General features: G+C 73.4%; 12 protein-coding genes and 2 pseudogenes. 11 read left to right on the top strand and 3 right to left on the bottom strand.

The features are described from left to right. Positions 1-31: 31 nt before the first annotated feature. Together galK and galE are read right to left on the bottom strand one after the other, a co-directional pair. Positions 32-1,201 (bottom strand): galactokinase, encoded by a 1,170-nt coding sequence (galK, locus tag F7P10_RS12655; protein ID WP_151009523.1) that lies wholly within the window; start codon positions 1,199-1,201, stop codon positions 32-34. Beyond that, positions 1,198-2,166 (bottom strand): UDP-glucose 4-epimerase GalE, encoded by a 969-nt coding sequence (galE, locus tag F7P10_RS12650; RefSeq protein WP_151009522.1) that lies wholly within the window; start codon positions 2,164-2,166, stop codon positions 1,198-1,200. The genes galK and galE overlap by 4 nt, the downstream gene beginning before the upstream one ends. Before the next feature lie 200 nt (positions 2,167-2,366). Here galE and trpS point away from each other — a divergent pair, with 200 nt between their 5' ends. The 3 genes and pseudogenes from trpS to F7P10_RS12635 form a co-directional block, all read left to right on the top strand. After that, positions 2,367-3,431, top strand: coding sequence for a tryptophan--tRNA ligase (gene trpS / locus F7P10_RS12645; RefSeq protein ID WP_151018003.1), 1,065 nt, complete (start codon positions 2,367-2,369; stop codon positions 3,429-3,431). After that, complete coding sequence (locus tag F7P10_RS12640; RefSeq protein WP_254716571.1) at positions 3,421-4,110, top strand: 2'-5' RNA ligase family protein; 690 nt, start codon at positions 3,421-3,423, stop codon at positions 4,108-4,110. Before trpS ends, F7P10_RS12640 begins: the two co-directional genes overlap by 11 nt. Positions 4,111-4,210: 100 nt before the next feature. Next, positions 4,211-5,038, top strand: a pseudogene (locus F7P10_RS12635) (YihY/virulence factor BrkB family protein); the annotation flags it as partial. A 221-nt stretch (positions 5,039-5,259) separates the two neighbouring features. On the opposite strand, the gene F7P10_RS12630 reads toward F7P10_RS12635, so the two are convergent. Continuing rightward, the gene (locus tag F7P10_RS12630; protein ID WP_254716570.1) at positions 5,260-6,723 is read right to left on the bottom strand and encodes a D-alanyl-D-alanine carboxypeptidase; all 1,464 of its coding nucleotides are present in this window, start codon (positions 6,721-6,723) and stop codon (positions 5,260-5,262) included. Positions 6,724-7,190: 467 nt separating this feature from the next. Between F7P10_RS12630 and F7P10_RS12625 the strand changes: the two genes are divergently transcribed. The 8 genes and pseudogenes from F7P10_RS12625 to F7P10_RS12590 all read left to right on the top strand — a co-directional run bounded on the left by F7P10_RS12625 (position 7,191) and on the right by F7P10_RS12590 (position 17,500). Then, positions 7,191-8,357, top strand: a complete 1,167-nt coding sequence (locus F7P10_RS12625) for a glutamate--cysteine ligase (protein ID WP_151009521.1) — start codon at positions 7,191-7,193, stop codon at positions 8,355-8,357. A 484-nt stretch (positions 8,358-8,841) separates the two neighbouring features. Next, a pseudogene (locus tag F7P10_RS12620) lies at positions 8,842-10,041 on the top strand (amidohydrolase). Positions 10,042-10,227: 186 nt separating this feature from the next. Then, complete coding sequence (locus F7P10_RS12615) at positions 10,228-11,274, top strand: BMP family protein (protein WP_151009520.1); 1,047 nt, start codon at positions 10,228-10,230, stop codon at positions 11,272-11,274. Positions 11,275-11,385: 111 nt separating this feature from the next. Continuing rightward, positions 11,386-12,912, top strand: coding sequence for an ABC transporter ATP-binding protein (locus F7P10_RS12610; RefSeq protein ID WP_151009519.1), 1,527 nt, complete (start codon positions 11,386-11,388; stop codon positions 12,910-12,912). Then, entirely contained in the window at positions 12,909-14,366 is a 1,458-nt protein-coding gene (locus F7P10_RS12605) for an ABC transporter permease (protein WP_254716569.1), read from the top strand. The genes F7P10_RS12610 and F7P10_RS12605 overlap by 4 nt, the downstream gene beginning before the upstream one ends. Then, positions 14,363-15,715 carry an ABC transporter permease gene (locus F7P10_RS12600; protein ID WP_151009518.1) on the top strand — a complete coding sequence of 451 codons (1,353 nt, stop codon included), beginning with the start codon at positions 14,363-14,365 and terminating at the stop codon, positions 15,713-15,715. Before F7P10_RS12605 ends, F7P10_RS12600 begins: the two co-directional genes overlap by 4 nt. A 58-nt stretch (positions 15,716-15,773) precedes the next feature. After that, positions 15,774-16,178: a cytidine deaminase gene (locus F7P10_RS12595; RefSeq protein ID WP_151009517.1), complete on the top strand. Its 405-nt coding sequence runs from the start codon at positions 15,774-15,776 to the stop codon at positions 16,176-16,178. Positions 16,179-16,225: 47 nt separating this feature from the next. Then, positions 16,226-17,500, top strand: coding sequence for a thymidine phosphorylase (locus tag F7P10_RS12590; protein WP_151009516.1), 1,275 nt, complete (start codon positions 16,226-16,228; stop codon positions 17,498-17,500). Positions 17,501-17,529: the final 29 nt, after the last annotated feature.

The following is a 17,529-nucleotide window of genomic DNA, read 5'->3' as shown; positions in this document are numbered from 1 at the left end:
CGAATCCCCGGCGTTCGTGCCGGGGAGCGCGTCAACGGACGCGATGGGCGCCGGTGGACGGGACGGCGTCCAGGAAGGCGGGCGCCGTCCAGCCGCGCCCGGCGTACGCGGCGCCGATCGCGTCGCGGACGCGGCCGGCGCGGTCGGTCGCGGTGAGGACGATCACCGAGCCGCCGAACCCGCCGCCGATCATCCGGCCGCCGCGGGCGCCCGCGCGCAGCGCGGCGTCCACGGCGGCGTCCGCCTGCGGCCAGGAGACCTCGAACTGGTCCCGCAGCGACAGGTGCGAGGCGTTCAGCATCGCGCCCAGCTCGCCGACCGCCCCGGCGCGCAACAGCCCGGCGGCGGCCTCCACCCGGTGGTTCTCGGTGACGACGTGCTGGACGCGGCGGCGCAGCACCGGGTCCGGCAGCGACCGGAGCGCGCCCGCGAGGTCGGTGACGTCGCGCAGCGCGGGGACGCCGAGCAGCGCCGCGGCCTCCTCGCACTCGGCGCGGCGGCGCCCGTAGTCGCCGCCGCCGATCGCGTGGCTCGCGCGAGTGTCGACGACCAGGAGCGTGAGGCCCGCGCCGCCGGGCGCGAACGGCACCTGCCCGGACAGGCCGCTGCGGCAGTCCAGCAGCAGCGCGTTCCCCGGCGTGCACAGCAGCGACGCCGACTGGTCCATGATCCCGCAGGGGGCGCCGACCTGCTCGTTCTCCGCGCGCTGCGCCAGCCGGGCCAGCTCGCGCCGGTCCGGGGCGGCGCCGTGCAGGTCGCACAGCGCCAGCGCCGTCGCGCACTCCAGCGCGGCGGACGACGACAGCCCGGCCCCCTGGGGGAGATCGGCGTCGATCAGCAGCGAGGCCCCGCCCGTGCCGAGCGCGTCGCGCAGCACCCGCGCGACCCCGACCGGGTAGGCGGCCCACGCCCGCTCCGGCGGCCAGCCGTCGGCGGCGACGGGGCCGCCGGCGACGGGCGCGCGCACCGGGACGTCCGGCGCCTGCCGCGAGCGGGCCTCGACGATCCCGTCGTCCCGCCGCGCCGCCGCCACCGAGACGCCGTGCGCGAGCGCGAACGGCAGGACGAAGCCCTCGTTGTAGTCGGTGTGCTCGCCGATCAGGTTGACCCGGCCGGGCGCCCGCCACACGCCGTCCGGCGCCCGCCCGTACGCGGTCTCGAACGCGGCCGCGAGCGGGGCGGCCTCCGGCGGGGCGGTCACCGGGAGCGCAGGAAGGTCCAGGCGTCGCCGACCATGGTGCGCAGGTCGTGCTCGGGCTTCCAGCCCAGCTCGCTCTGGATCTTGTCGGACGACGCGACGAGCACCGCCGGGTCGCCCGCGCGGCGCGGCGCGACCTCGGCCGGGATGTCGCGGCCGGTCACCTCGCGGCAGACCTCGACGACCTCGCGCACCGAGTTCCCGGTGCCGCTGCCGAGGTTGTAGATCGTGTGGGCGCCGGGCTCGCAGGCGTCGAGCGCCAGCAGGTGCGCCCGGCCGAGGTCCTCGACGTGGATGTAGTCGCGGACGCAGGTGCCGTCCGGCGTCGGGTAGTCGTCGCCGAACATCTTCACCGGCTCGCCGCCCGTGCCGCCGCCCACGTCGCCCGCCGCCTTCATTACGTTCGGGATCAGGTGGGTCTCGACGGTGTGCCGCTCGCCGAGCGTCCCGTAGGCCCCGGCGACGTTGAAGTAGCGCAGCGAGACGCCGCCGACGCCGTGCAGCCGGGCGTACTCGGCGAGCGCCGTGTCGATCGCGAGCTTGGACGCGCCGTAGGGGTTCGTCGGCCGGGTCGGGTCGGTCTCCAGGATCGGCGTCGACTCCGGCTCCCCGTAGGTCGCGGCCGTCGAGGAGAACACGATCTTGCGGACGCCCGCGACGCGCATCGCGTCCAGCAGGGCGAGCGACTCCCCGAGGTTCTTGTCCCAGTACAGGCCCGGGTTCTGCACGGACTCGCCGACGAGCGACTTGGCGGCGAAGTGCAGCACGGCGTCGAACCCCGCGCCGCCGAGCACCTCCGCCGCGGTGTCCCGCAGGGTGCCCCGCACCAGCCGGGCGCCCGCCGGGACGGCGTCCTCGTGCCCGGTGGACAGGTCGTCGAGCACGACGACCTCGTGCTGGGCCTCCAGCAGCAGCGCGGAGACGACGCTGCCGATGTAGCCGGCGCCTCCGGTGACGAGCAGCTTCACGAACGGCCTCCTCGGGATGACGGTGGTGGCGACGCTGCGGGGGTGCCGTCCAGGCTATCCGCATCCCGGAGCGGGCACCGTCCGGACCGCGCGACGCCGAATATGATGGGCGGGACGCGCGGGGCGACGTCCCGCGGGCGGTCAGCGGCGCCGCCGCCCGCGGCGCCTCCGCAGCCACCTGAGAGAATCGGTCCGTGCACATGCCCGAAGCCTTCGACCCCACCACCGCCCCCGCGGCGGCGCCGCGCGTCCTGTCGGGGATCCAGCCCACCGCCGACTCGTTCCACCTCGGCAACTACCTGGGCGCCTTGCGGCAGTGGGTCTCGATGCAGGACTCGCACGATGCGTTCTACTGCGTCGTCGACCTGCACGCGATCACCGTCGAGCACGACCCGGCCGTCCTGCGCCGCCGCAGCAAGGTCGCCGTCGCGCAGCTGCTGGCGATGGGCGTCGATCCGGAGCGTGCCACCGTCTTCGTGCAAAGCCAGGTGCCCGAGCACGCCGAGCTGGCGTGGGTGCTGGGCTGCCTCACCGGGTTCGGTGAGGCGGGCCGGATGACCCAGTTCAAGGACAAGTCCGCCAAGCAGGGCCAGACGAACACGACCGTGGGCCTGTTCACCTACCCCGTCCTGCAGGCCGCCGACATCCTGCTGTACTCCCCGGAGCCCGGGGCGGGCGAGCGCGTCCTGCGGGTGCCCGTCGGCGAGGACCAGCGGCAGCACCTCGAACTGACCCGCACCCTCGCGGGCCGTTTCAACCACCGGTTCGGCGACACGTTCGTCCCGCCGGAGGCGTTCATCCCGGAGGGCGCGGCGAAGATCACCGACCTGCAGGAGCCGACCGCCAAGATGAGCAAGTCGGCGTCGTCCCCGCAGGGCATCATCGACGTCCTCGAAGAGCCCGGCCCGATGCGCAAGAAGATCATGCGCGCGGTCACCGACACCGGCACCGACGTCGTCTACGACGAGGAGAACAAGGCGGGCGTCACCAACCTGCTGCGGATCTTCTCCGCGCTGGAGGGCACCCCGATCCCCGACCTGGAGAAGCGGTACGCCGACTCCGGGTACGGGCAGTTCAAGAAGGACCTCGCGCAGGTCGTCCTCGACACCTTCACCCCCATCCGGGAGCGCACGCTCGAACTGCTGGGCGACGAGGCCGAACTCGACCGGCTGCTCGCGCTCGGCGCCGAGCGCGCCGGGAAGGTCGCCGCCCGGACGATGGACACCGTGCGCGAACGCGTGGGATTCGTGGGACGTGGCCGCTGACGCGGCCCGGTCCGCCGGCGGGTCGGCCGGCGGCGGGTCGGCCGGCGGGCGCGGCGCCCCGGGACGCGCGGCGGAGCGGCCGGTCGCCGACACCTTCGTGGGCGGCATGGCGGCGGTCCCCGCCCACCCGGACGCCCGGACGATCGGCGTCGCCGTCCCCGTCCCCGAACCGTTCGGCTCCTGGCTGCAGGCCCGGCGCGCGTCCTACGGCGACCCGCTCGCCGGCGCCATCCCCACGCACATCACGCTGCTGCCGCCGACCGAGGTGGACGCGCGCTCGCTCGGGATCATCGACGCGCACCTGCGCAAGATCGCCCGTACCGAGCTCCCGTTCGTGCTCCGGCTCCGCGGCAGCGGAACGTTCCGCCCGGTCTCCCCGGTCGTGTTCGTGGCCGTCGCCGAAGGGATCAGCGGCTGCGAGCGCTTGCAGACGAGGGTTTCGTCCGGCCCCCTGGAACGTCCGCTCGCCTTCCCGTACCACCCGCACGTGACGATCGCCCACCACCTGCCCGACGAGGTCATGGACCGCGCGTTCAAGGACCTCGCCGGGTTCCGCGCCGACTTCGACGTCTGGGGCTTCTCCCTCTACCTGCACGGGCGCGACGGCGTGTGGCGCCCGCAGCGCGACTACGTGTTCGACGACGCCGCGATCGGCCGCGAGGGCCCGGACGCCCCCTGACCCCGCGGGCGGCCGCGGGGGGCGGCGGTGGTGCGTAACGTTCGGGCACCGGGGCGGCCCGCGCCGCTTTCGAGCGTGCACGGCCGGGTACGTTGCGCATATGCGGCAGGCCATCAACGGAGCGCAAAGGCGGGGCGAGGCCCTCCTCAACGACGGCAAAGACCTGTTCCGCCGCCAGCGCGCGCGCCGCCCGTGGCTCGATCACCAGGTCCGCGCGTTCCAGCGGTACCAGGAGCGGCGCGGGAACCGGCTCGCCGCCGCCCTCACCTGCTACGGCTTCCTGTCCTTCTTCCCGCTGCTGGCGCTCGCCTACGCGCTGCTCGGCTACCTGGTCGGCGTCAGCGACGAGGTGCGCGGCTACTTCGTCGAGGCGATCAACTCGCTGCTGCCCGGCCTGTCGCAGGAGCTCCCGGTGCAGCAGGTCGCCGAGTCGAAGACCGCCGTCGGCGTCATCGGCCTGGCGGCGCTGCTGGTCACCGGGCTCGGCTGGGTGCAGATCCTGCGCGAGTCGCTGCGCGACATGTGGGGCAACGAACCGGACGGCGGCGGCAACCCCGTCCTGCTGCGGCTGTGGGACGCCGCCGTGCTCGTGCTGCTCGGCGTCGTGCTGATCTCCGGCATGGCGGTGTCGACGGTCACCACGTCCGCGACCGGCACCGTCCTCGGCTGGTTCGGCCTGCAGGACGTCGCCGGCGCCGGCACCGTGCTGCGGCTCCTGTCGCTGACCGTCGCGATCGCGTTCAACACCGTGATCTTCCTGGTGCTGTTCACCCGGCTGACCGGCGCCCGCGCCCCGTGGCGGCGGATCGCGCGCGGCGCGGCGTTCGGCGCCGTCGGCTTCGAGGTGCTCAAGCAGGTCGCGAGCCTGCTGATCAGCCGCACCACCGAGAACCCGGTGTACGCGTCGTTCGCCGTCCTCGTCGGGCTGATGGTGTGGATGAACGTCGCGTCCCGGTTCGTCCTGTACGTGGCGGGCTGGACGGCCACCCGGCGCGTCATCATCACCGCCGAGGCCGAAGCGGAGGCCTACGACGAGGCCGAGGAGGTCGAGCAGGCCGAGGAGGCCGAGCAGGCCGCGGACAACGGCGAGCAGGACCCCGGGACGGACGGCGGGGACGGCGAACGGCCCGGCGGCGCGACGGCGCCGCCCTACGAGAACGGGTCGTCGCGCCTGCGGCGGCGCAGCACCAGCAGCAGCGTCCCGACCGCCAGCACGGCGCCCGCCGCGCCGCCCGCGACCACGACCCAGGTGCGCGACCCGTCCTCCGACGCCAGCGGCGCGTCCGGCAGGAGATTGCCCGACTGATCGGCCTTCTTCTCCGCGCCGACCGGCTCGGCGAGCTTCCCGACCGGCTGCGCCTTGCCCCGCGCCGCGAACCCCCAGTCGAGCAGTTCCGTGGCCGGCTCGGACGGCTGCACGGCGCCGCCCATCAGCGCGATGTAGATCGTGTGACCGTTCCGTTGCGCCGCCGCGACGTACGTCTGCTTCGCGGCGATCGTGTAGCCGTTCTTCCCGCCGAGCATCCCCGTGTACTCGTTCCGCTGGCCCGGCAGCAGCCGGTTGTGCGTGTGGATCGGGTAGCCGCCGGGCTTGCCCTGCTTGCGCTGCTCCTTCGTGCGCGGCGCCGGGAAGTCGTGGTCGATCGCGGAGATGTACCTGCGGAAGTCGGCGTTCTTCATCCCTTCACGCAGGACCAGCACCAGGTCGTACGCCGAGGTGTGCTGCGTCCGGACGTCCAGGCCGAGGTCCTTGTCGAGCCCGTTCGTCGACCCGGCCACGGTGTCGAGCGCGTTCAGCTTCCGCGCGTAGGCGTTCATGTCGGCGAGGGTCCGCTCCACCCCGCCGTTGGCCTCCGCCAGCGCCACCGCCGAGTCGTTCGCCGACATCATCAGCAGCGAGTAGAACAGGTCCGAGACCTTGTACTTCATCTTCGGCGTCAGGCCGACCTTGGTCCCCTCGACGTCGCACGCGGCCTGCGACGGGCGCACCTGCCGGTCGGCGTCCAGGCGGGGGATCAGCGCCGCGGCGGTCAGCACCTTCATCGTGCTCGCCGGGAGATGGTGCCCGTGCGCATCCTTGGCGGCCAGCACGTTCCCGGTCGTCCCGTCGGCGACCAGGTAGGACGCCACGTCGATCTCCGGCAGCGCGGGGACGCCCGGCGCCTCGTTCACGACGATCCCGCCGCTCGCGAGCCGCGCCCCGCCGACCGGGGGCCGGGCGCCCGGCGCGTTCGTCCGCGCGGCCTCCGGCCGGCCCTGGTCCGCCCGCGCCGGGACGGGCGGCGCCACGAGCGCCGCCACGGTCAGCGGCACCGCGACCGCCGTCGCGGCCCGCCGCGCGCGCCCGGGACGCCCGGGACGATCGGGGCGGGGCGGGCCGTCCGGACGCGGGGGACGGTCCGGGCGTGCCGGCTGCGCGGGACGCGGCGACCGGACGGGACGCGCGGGCTGCCCCGGACGCGGCGCGGGACCGGCACCGCGTTCCGAACCGGTGCCGTCCGGCCGGTCCGTCACGTTCCGTGGGCCCGCGCCGTCCGTCCGTCCGGTGTCCCCGTCCGGCGGCCCCGGCCGCCCGGCGCCCTCCGACGTCCGGTCCGATCGTCCTGAGTGCACGCTCCCGACGCTCCTTGCTTCCGCAGGAGCGCGATCGCCCCCAACGCCCATGACTCCCCCGCAGACTAGGCGACCTATCCGGCGAAGGGGTACCCGTGCCGGAAAGCGGCAAGCCTGGAACACTTGGGACTGAAGGGACGAAGGTTGATTCTTGGTACAGACGAGGCGACTAGAATCAGTTACAGTCCGTCACGAATCTGAATTTGGGACGGACTGACTAGTTCGATCGTGCGGTTCCATGGGCCGGATCGATGACCGAAAAGGATGGCCCGGGCCCGTGCGGCGGCCGCCCGGACGAGTCAATTGACAGGCAAAGGGCATGAGGTCCGGCGAGGCGACGGACACGGGCGCCATCATGGTGAGAACACGTGACCTGGACCGGCGTTTGTCCAGGCTTAGGGACCCGCTGGCTGAACTGCGCCACGTGCCACGCAACGACCTGCAACGATTGTGGACGGAGGTTGGCCGTGGCCATTGACTTCAACGCATCGAACGGGGCTACGCTCGGTATCGAGTGGGAACTGCAGCTCGTCGACGCGGAGACGAGGCACCTGCGGCAGGACGCACGCGGTGTGCTCGCCGCGCTGCCCGCGCTGAGCGAGGGCGGCGACAACCCCCGGATCCGGCACGAGCTGATGGAGTCCACGGTCGAGGTCGTGACCGATATCTGCCACACCGTGGGGGAGGCGAAGGCCGACCTGGCCGGCACGATCGCGCCGCTGCGGGCCGCCGCCGCCGACCGCGGTCTCGCGCTCGCCTGCACCGGCACCCACCCCATCAGCGACTGGCGCGACGCGGTCATGGCCCCGATGCAGCGCTACGCCGACCTCGTCGAGGAGATGCAGTGGCTCGCCCGCCGCATCCAGACGTTCGGCGTGCACGTGCACGTCGGGGTCTCCGACGTCGACAAGGTGATCCCGGTCGTCAACGCGCTGTCCGCCTACCTTCCGCACTTCCTCGCGCTGACCGCGTCCAGCCCGTTCTGGAGCGGCGGCGATACCGGACTGGCCTCGTGCCGTGCCGTCGTCTTCGGTCAGATGCCGACGGCCGGTCCTCCCCACTTGCTGGACGATTGGCCGGCCTTCGAGGATTACATGGACACCCTGCTGCGTTCCGGAACCATCCGGAGCATCAAGGAGGTCTGGTGGGACGTCCGCCCGCATCCGGACTTCGGCACCGTCGAGATCCGCATGTTCGACGGCATCCCCACCCTGCGGGAGGTCGGCATGGCCGCGGCCCTGAGCCAGAGCATGGTCACGCTGTTCGAGCAGCAGCTCGACCGCGGCTACACGCTGCCGCGGCCGGCCGCCTGGGTGGTGCGCGACAACAAGTGGCGCGCCACCCGGTACGGGCTCGACGCCATCGTGATCACCGACGACCGCGGCCACACCGTCCCGCTCCGCGACGACCTGTACGAGCTGATCCGCGAGCTGGAGCCGGTCGCCGACCGGCTCGGCTGCGCGGAGGAGCTCAAGGTGGCCGGCGAGGTGCTCGACCACGGCGCCCCGTACGAGCGGCAGCGCGCCGTCCGCGCCGAGGGCGGCACGCTGGAGGACGTCGTGGACGTCGCCGTCGCCGAACTCGCCGAGGACCGGTTCGTCACCTTCGGGGAGGTCTCTCGTGCGGGGGCCTGACCGGACGCCCGGCCCCGCCGAGCCCGCGCCCGGGGACGGCCCGGGCGACCCCTCGGAGACCGGCGCGCTGAACGGAGGCGGGGATCGGCGAACACACCTGTAAGGACCCGGACGGCCCGCGGAAGCACGAGAGGCGCGGAGAGGACCGCGAGAACCGTCCAGACGACATCGACACCACCCGGCGGAGACCCTTCGGCTCCGCCGTCGCGCAGGGGGCGCAGATGACCCACCCGGGACCCGGGGTGATGCCCGGCCTTGAAACACCGACCGCCGGTCCGGCGGGGCACGACCGTCCGTCCGGGGCCGGCCGTGACCCCGGCACCGGCCGGCCGGACGACCGCGACGCCGCCCCCGGCACCGCGGGGGACCCCACGGCGGTCTCGACGCCGCCCTCCGCCGCCGGCCCGGTCCCGTCGGGCGCCGCGGCGCGGGCGCCCCGGTCGTCCTCGGCGGCGCCGCGCTCCAGCCGCAGCTCGACGGGTTCCTGGACCGGCACGAGAGCGAGCTGGTCGGGTTCCGCCGCGACCTGCACGCCCACCCGAGCTGGGCTACAGCGAGCACCGCACCACCCGCAAGATCGCCGACCGGCTGCGCGCGGCCGGGCTGAAGCCGCAGGTCCTCCCGCGCGGCACCGGCCTGTTCTGCGACATCGGCCCCGCCGACGGCGGCACCGTCGCGCTGCGCGCCGACATCGACGCGCTCCCGCTGCACGACGAGAAGGAGCACGTCCCGTACCGGTCGACGGTCCCGGGCGTCGCGCACGCCTGCGGCCACGACGTGCACACCACGATGCTGCTCGGCGCCGGGCTGTTCCTCGCCCAGCAGGCCGAGGCGGGGCTGCTGCCGGGCCGCGTCCGGCTGCTGTTCCAGCCCGCCGAGGAGGTGCCCGGCGGGGCGCTGGACGTGATGGCGGCGGGCGGCCTCGTCGGCGTCGACCGGGCGTTCGCGCTGCACTGCGACCCGCGCATCGAGGTCGGCCAGCTCGGGCTGCGCACCGGGCCGATCACCGCGGCCTGCGACAAGGTGTACGTGAAGGTCACCGGGCCCGGCGGGCACACCGCGCGGCCGCACCTCACCGCCGACCTCGTCTACGCCCTCGCCAAGATCGTCACCGAGCTGCCGTCGGCGCTGTCCCGCCGCGTCGACCCGCGCTCCAGCCTGTCCCTGGTGGGGGCGGGTGTCGGCCGGGTCGGTCGCGAACGCGATCCCCGACGACGGCATCGCCGAGGGGACCGTCCGCTGCCTGGACGACCAGGCGTGGCACGCGGCGCCCGACATGATGAAGGCGCTGCTGCAGTCGGTCGCGTCCGCCTACGACGTCGAGGCGTCGCTGGAGTACGTCCGCGGCGTCCCGCCGACCGTGAACGAGGCGACCAGCGTGCAGATGTTCCGCGACGCCGCCGCCCAGGTCATGGACGAGGAGGGCGTGGTGCCCACCCCGCAGAGCCTCGGCGGCGAGGACTTCGGCTGGTACCTGGAGTCGGTGCCCGGCGCGCTCGCCCGGCTCGGCGTCCGCGCCCCCGGTTCCCCCGTCGAGTACGACCTGCACCGCGGCGACTTCGACGTCGACGAGCGCTGCGTCGCCGTCGGCGTCCGGGTGCTGAGCGCGACCGCGCTGACCGCGCTGTGGGAGGGCGGACGGCCCGGCGACGGCGAGCCGATCGAGGGCGCGGCGCTCGGCTGAAACGCCGCGTTCTCCCATCCGAAACCCCACCGCGGACGCCCGGCCGCGGTCTGTCTACGCCTTGGTAACGGAGCTGTTGCGAAACCGCAGCATGTGGCGGTTTTGCACCATTTCCGAGGTAGCGTCCCAACGATTTCGGCGGCCGTTCCGGCCGCCTCCGTGGTGGGGATCGGAAGGAGCGCTACCTTGCGCCGTGGATTCAGAAGGACGCTCGTCGCCGTGACGAGCGCCGCGCTGGTGCTCAGCGCGTCCGCGTGCGGCGGTGAGACGGCCGACGGCGGCGGAGAGGGCGACGGCGCCCTCAAGGTCGGCCTGGCCTTCGACATCGGCGGGCGTGGCGACCAGTCGTTCAACGACTCCGCCGCGGCCGGGCTCGACCGGGCCGCCAAGGAACTCGAGATCGACACCGAGGAGATCTCCGCGAAGCCGGACGAGCCCGACTCCGACAAGGAGTCGCGGCTGCGGCTGCTCGCGAACCAGGGCTACAACCCGATCATCGGTGTCGGGTTCGCCTACACCGCGTCGGTGAACAAGGTCGCGAAGGAGTTCCCCGACACCAAGTTCCTCGTCGTGGACGCCGACGGCTGCAAGGTCGAGGGCGCGAACGTCGGCGCGGCCTGCTTCGCCGAGGAGCAGGGCTCGTTCCTCGTCGGCGCCGCCGCCGCGCTCACCTCCGAGACCGGCAAGATCGGCTTCATCGGCGGCGTGAACGTGCCGCTGATCCAGCGCTTCGAGGCCGGCTACGAGGCCGGGGCCAAGGAGGTCGAGCCGGACACCGAGGTGCAGGCGAAGTACCTGACGCAGCCGCCGAACTTCAACGGCTTCAAGGACGTCAGCCTCGGCAACGAGGCCGCCAAGGGCATGCTCGACGACGACGCCGACGTGATCTACCACGCCGCGGGCGGCGCCGGCATCGGCGTCATCAAGACCGTCGGCGGGGCCGGCAAGTGGGCCGTCGGCGTGGACGCCGACCAGTACAACCAGCCCGCGCTGGCCGAGGTCAAGGACCACATCCTCACCTCCATGGTGAAGCGCGTCGACCTCGCCGTGTACGACTTCGTCAAGAGCGTCTCGGACGAGACCTTCAAGGCGGGCCCGAAGCAGTACAACCTCGAGAACGACGGCGTCGGCTTCGCCACCTCCGGCGGCCACATCGACGACCACAAGGCCAAGCTCGAGGAGCTGAAGAAGGGCATCATCTCGGGCGAGATCACGGTTCCGGGCGGAGCCTGACCCGCCCGGCGCCCCGACCGTCCCACCCCCCGGCGCACCGGACGCCGCCGCACGCGGCGTCCGGTGCGCGCGGTGCCGTCCCTCCCCCCGTCCGAGGCAGGAGAAGCCCCCGTGCCCGACCAGGTGCCGGCCGTGCGGCTGGCGTCGATCACCAAGCGGTTCCCCGGCGTGGTGGCCAACCGCGACGTCGACCTCACGATCGAGCGCGGCGAGGTGCACGCGCTGTGCGGCGAGAACGGCGCCGGCAAGTCGACCCTCATGAAGATCCTCTACGGCATGCAGCGGCCGGACGAGGGCACCATCGAGATCGGCGGCGAGCAGGTGTCGCTGCGCGGCCCCGGCGACGCGATCGCCCGCGGCATCGGGATGGTCCACCAGCACTTCAAGCTGGCCGACAACCTGACCGTGCTGGAGAACGTCGTCCTCGGCGCCGAACCCAGGCGCCGCGGCCGGATCGACTTCGCCGCCGCCCGCGCGAAGATCACCGAGATGTCGAGGGCGTACGGCCTGCGCGTCGACCCCGACGTGCTCGTCGAGCGGCTCGGCGTCGGCGAGCGGCAGCGCGTCGAGATCCTCAAGGTGCTGTACCGGGGCGCGCGGGTGCTGATCCTGGACGAGCCGACCGCCGTGCTCGTCCCGCAGGAGGTCGACGAGCTGTTCGGCAACCTGCGGGAGCTGCGGGCCGAGGGCCTGACCGTGCTGTTCATCTCGCACAAGCTGGACGAGGTCCTGACGGTCGCCGACACGATCTCGGTGATCCGGCGCGGCACCACGGTCGCCACCCGGCTCGACCCGCGGGAGGTCACGTCCCGCCGGCTCGCCGAGCTGATGGTGGGCTCGGAGCTGCCCACCCCGGAGCTCCGCGACTCCACCGCGACCGATCGGGTCCAGCTCGACGTCGGCGGACTGACCGTCCTCACCCCGGAGGGCCGTCCCCTGGTGGACGACGTCTCCCTCCGCATCCGCCGCGGCGAGATCGTCGGTCTCGCCGGCGTCGAGGGCAACGGGCAGACCGAGCTGATCGAGGCGATCATGGGCATCCGCGGCGCGGACGCCGGCACGATCTCCTACGGCGACGACGACATCACCCACTGGGCGACCCGCCGCCGCCGCGAGGCCGGCATCGCCTACATCCCCGAGGACCGGCACCGGCACGGGCTGATCCTCGAGGGCACCCTGTGGGAGAACCGCGTCCTCGGCCACCAGACGCGGCCCCCGAACGTCCGGGGCCCGTGGATCGACCGCCGCGGCGCCCGCCGCGACACCACCCGCATCGTCCAGGACTACGACGTCCGCACCCCCGGCATCGAGGTGCCCGCCGCGGCCCTGTCCGGCGGCAACCAGCAGAAGCTGATCGTCGGCCGGGAGATGTCCGGCGACCCCCACCTGCTGATCGCCGCCCACCCCACCCGCGGCATCGACGTCGGCGCCCAGGCCGCGATCTGGGACCACCTGCGGCGCGCCCGCGCCGCCGGCCTCGCCGTCCTGCTGATCAGCGCCGACCTAGAGGAACTCATCGGAATGTCCGACACCCTGCACGTGATCCTGCGGGGACGGCTGGTCGCGGAGGTCGATCCGCGCACCGTCACCCCGGAGGAGCTCGGGTCCGCCATGACCGGCGCCGGAGCCCCCTCATGAGCGACGCGAAGGACCCCGAGCACCCGGACGAGCAGCCGCCCCCCGAACCGTCCGAGGCCTCGAAGCCGGACGCCGGCAAGGGTGAGCCGCCGGACGAGGCCGCCGGGGAGCCGGACGAGGCGAAGGGTGAGCCGGACGAGGTCGCCGACCCGTCCGACCCGTCCGACCCGTCCGACCAGCCGAAGCCGTCCGCCGGGAAGACGGACGCCGGGAAGTCGGAGCCGGACGCGGCGGTCGCGAAGGCCGAGCGGGACGAACCGGACGCGCCGCGCGCGCCGGAGGACCCGGCCGCCGTCCCCGCGTGGAAGGCGATCCTGCGGGGGATGGGGCCGCGCGGCCTCGCGCTCAAGATCGGCGCGCCGGTCGTGGCGCTGCTGATCTCGCTCGTCATCACGATGATCCTGCTGCGGATCACCGGCGCGGACCCGTTCTCGGCCGTGCGGAGCATGGTCGAGTACGGGACGACCGACAACTCCATCGTCGACATCCTGAACCGGGCGACGCGCTACTACCTGTCGGCGGTCGCGGTCGCGATCGGGTTCCGGATGGGCCTGCTGAACATCGGCGTGGACGGCCAGTACCGGCTCGCCGCGTTCCTCGCGGCGGCGCTCGGCGGGGCGCTGACGCTGCCCGCGCCGCTCGGCCAGTTCTTCGTGATCGTCGCGGCGATGGTCGTCGGCGGCGTGTGGGCCGCGATCGCGGGCGTCCTGAAGGTGACGCGCGGCGTCAGCGAGGTGCTGTCCACGATCATGCTGAACGCGATCGCGACCGGCCTGATCGCGTACCTGCTGAACGAGGACCGGCTCGCCGAGGTCAGCCCCGGCAGCAACAACATCGCGACGCCGCAGATCGGCGAGGACGGGCGCGTCGGCCCGCTGAACGGGTTCCTGGCGTCCCTCGGCATCGACCTGCCCGGCCAGGTCTACGGGCTGCTGCCGCTCGCGATCGCCGTCGGCGTCGTGTTCTGGATCGTCATCAACTTCACCCGGTTCGGCTTCGACCTGAAGGTGTCGGGGCTGTCGCCGTCGGCCGCGCAGGCCAGCGGCGTCAGCGCCCGCCGGATGATCGTCATCACGATGATCATGTCCGGGGCCATCGCGGGCCTGATCGGGATGCCGGAGCTGCTGGGCGGCTCCTACGAGTACTCGCTGAACTTCCCGGCCGGGCTCGGCTTCACCGGCATCACGGTCGCGCTGCTCGGCCGCAACCATCCGTTCGGCATCGCGCTGGCCGCGCTGCTGTTCGCGTTCCTCGACCAGAGTTCGGACGTGCTGCAGGCGGTGGACGTGCCGAAGGAGATCGTCGGGGTGATGCAGGGCGTCGTCGTCCTGACCGTCGTGATCGTGTACGAGCTGATGCGGCGCTGGGAGATCCGGCTGCAGCAGCGGGCGGTGGCCGTGGAGCTGGCCACGGGCCACGACCTGGCCGGCGAGACCTCGGGGAGCGCCAAGTGACCGTCACGCAGGCCGATCGCGCCGCCGCCGCCAAGAACGGCGGGCGGCGCCTCCGCTGGCCGCACTACCTGCTGATCACCGCCGGGCTGCTGGTGCTGCTGTCGCTCGTCCGGACCCTGGACGGGGCGAACGACCTGACGTCCAGCGGGACGGTCGGGGCCGCGCTGCGGCTCGCGGTGCCGATCTTCCTCGCCGGGCTCGGCGGGCTGTGGTCGGAGCGCTCGGGCGTGATCAACATCGGGCTCGAGGGCATGATGATCCTCGGGACGTGGGCGGGCGCGTGGGCCGGGTACCAGTGGGGCCCGTGGATCGGTGTCGCGGTGGGCATCCTCGGCGGCGCCCTCGGCGGGCTGCTGCACGCGGTCGCGACCGTCACGTTCGGCGTCGACCACATCGTGTCCGGTGTGGCGATCAACATCCTGGGCCTCGGCCTCACGCAGTTCCTCGCCGGGATGCTGTTCGCGACGGAGGAGGCGAAGGCGCTCGGCGGCGGCGAGCGGCAGTCGCCGCCGATCGACTCGATCTCGACGCTGACGGTGCCGATCCTGTCGGGCGGCGAGGTGTTCGGGTGGAAGAGCCCGGACGCCCTCGGCTCGATCGAGGAGCACCACTGGTTCCTGGTCTCCGACCTCGCGGGCATCCTGCGCGGCCTGACCAGCGGCGTGTCCGCGCTGACCGCGGTCGCGCTGCTGCTGATCCCGCTGTCGTTCTTCGTCCTGTGGCGGACGGCGTTCGGGCTGCGCGTCCGCTCGTGCGGCGAGGACCCGTACGCGGCCGAGTCGCTCGGCGTGTCGGTCGTCAAGATGAAGTACGCGGCCGTGATGATCTCGGGCGGGCTGTCCGGGATGGCCGGGGCGTTCCTCGTGACGGTCGCCGCGAACTCCTACCAGGACGGCCAGACGAACGGGCGCGGCTTCATCGGCCTCGCCGCGATGATCTTCGGGAACTGGCGGCCGGGCGGGCTCACCGCGGGCTCGCTGCTGTTCGGCTACACCGACGCGATGAACCTGCGCGGCGGCGGGGCCTCGGTGCACGCGCTGCTGCTGTTCGTGTCGATCCTGCTGATCGGCGCCGCGGTCTGGCAGGCGGTGCGGGCCGGGCGGCTGCGGCCGGACGCGACCACGGACGCCGCACGCCGTGCCGTCCGCCGCGCCTACACGGCGTCCGGTGCGGCGCTCGTGTCGGCGATGGCGCTGCTCACCTGGTTCTTCCTCAGCGAGACCGTGCCGGGCGAGCTGGTGTCGTTCACGCCGCACCTGATCACGTTGCTGGTGCTGGCGCTGTTCAGCCAGCGGCTCCGGATGCCCGCGGCCAACGGGCTCAGGTTCCGCAAGGGCGAGGCGCGCTGACCGGTGACCGGAGCGGGGCGTACGGGGAATCGTCCGTCCCCCTGAGAAGATCGGCCCTATGGAGATCGACTGGCCCGTCCTGCGCAGTGCCGCGCGGGAGGCGATGGGGCGCGCCTACTGCCCGTACTCCGGGTTCCCCGTGGGCGCCGCCGCACTGGTGGACGACGGACGCGTGATCAGCGGCTGCAACGTGGAGAACGCGTCGTACGGGGTCGGGCTGTGCGCGGAGTGCTCGCTCGTCTCGGCCCTCTACGGCCGGGGGATGTCGGGGGCGCCGCGCCTGGTCGCGGTCGCGGTGGTGGACCGCAACGGCGACCCGCTGATGCCGTGCGGGCGCTGCCGCCAGCTCCTCTGGGAGCACGGCGGCGCGGGCCTGCTGCTGGAGACGGTCCGGGGGATCCTGCCGATGTCGCAGGTCCTCCCGGACGCGTTCGGCCCCGACGACCTCATCACCCGCACCTGAATCACCCGCACCCGAATCACCCGCACCTGACGAACCGAAAGGACAACGTGGACGCCATCGATGTCATCCGCGTCAAGCGGGACGGCGGCGAGCTGGCCCCGGAGCAGATCGACTGGACGGTCGACGCCTACACGCGCGGCGCGATCGCCGAGGAGCAGATGTCGGCCCTGGCGATGGCGATCCTGCTCAACGGCATGACGCGGGGCGAGGTGGCGCGCTGGACGGAGGCGATGATCGCCTCCGGGGAGCGGATGGACTGGTCGGCGCTCGACCGGCCCACCACCGACAAGCACTCGACCGGCGGCGTCGGCGACAAGATCACGCTGCCGCTGGCGCCGGTGGTCGCGGCGTGCGGCGCGGCCGTCCCGCAGCTGTCCGGGCGCGGCCTGGGGCACACCGGCGGAACCCTGGACAAGCTGGAGTCGATCCCCGGCTGGCGGGCGTCGCTGACGAACGCCGAGATGCTAAACGTCCTGGGCGCGGCGGGCGCCGTGATCTGCGCGGCGGGCACGGGCCTGGCGCCCGCCGACCGGAAGCTGTACGCGCTCCGGGACGTCACCGGCACCGTCGAGTCGATCCCGCTGATCGCGTCGTCGATCATGTCGAAGAAGATCGCCGAGGGCACGGGCGCGCTGGTCCTGGACGTCAAGGTCGGTTCGGGCGCGTTCATGAAGACGCCGGAGTCGGCGCGCGAGCTCGCCGAGACGATGGTCGCGATCGGCTCCGACCACGGGGTCCGCACGGTCGCGCTGCTCACCGCGATGGACCGTCCGCTCGGCGACGCGGTCGGCAACGCGCTCGAGGTCGCCGAGTCGGTCGAGGTGCTCGCGGGCGGCGGGCCGTCCGACGTGGTCGAGCTGACCGTGGCGCTCGCCCGGGAGATGCTCGACGCCGCCGGGATCACCGGCCGGGACCCGGCGGACGCGCTCCGCGACGGCTCCGCGATGGACGTGTGGCGCCGCATGATCGCCGCGCAGGGCGGCGACCCGGACGCGCCCCTGCCGGCCGCCGCCGCGACGCACGTGGTCGAGGCGCCCGCGTCCGGCGTCCTCACCCGCCTGGACGCCTACGGTGTGGGCGTCGCGGCCTGGCGGCTCGGCGCCGGACGGGCCCGCAAGGAGGACCCGGTGTCGTTCGGCGCCGGCGTCACCTGCCACGCCAAGCCGGGCGAGACCGTCGAGAAGGGGCGGCCGCTCCTCACCCTGCACGCCGACGACGAGACGCGGTTCGCGCGGGCGCTCGAGGCGCTCGACGGCGCGGTCGACATCGTCCCCGAAGGCGCCCCCGACCTGCACCCCCTCATCCTCGGCAAGATCACCTGACGGGTTGGGAACGGGTTCGGCGGGAACCG

This window comes from Actinomadura sp. WMMB 499, assembly GCF_008824145.1.
GTDB lineage: Bacteria > Actinomycetota > Actinomycetes > Streptosporangiales > Streptosporangiaceae > Spirillospora.
This window is presented reverse-complemented; position numbering and strand designations above follow the sequence as displayed.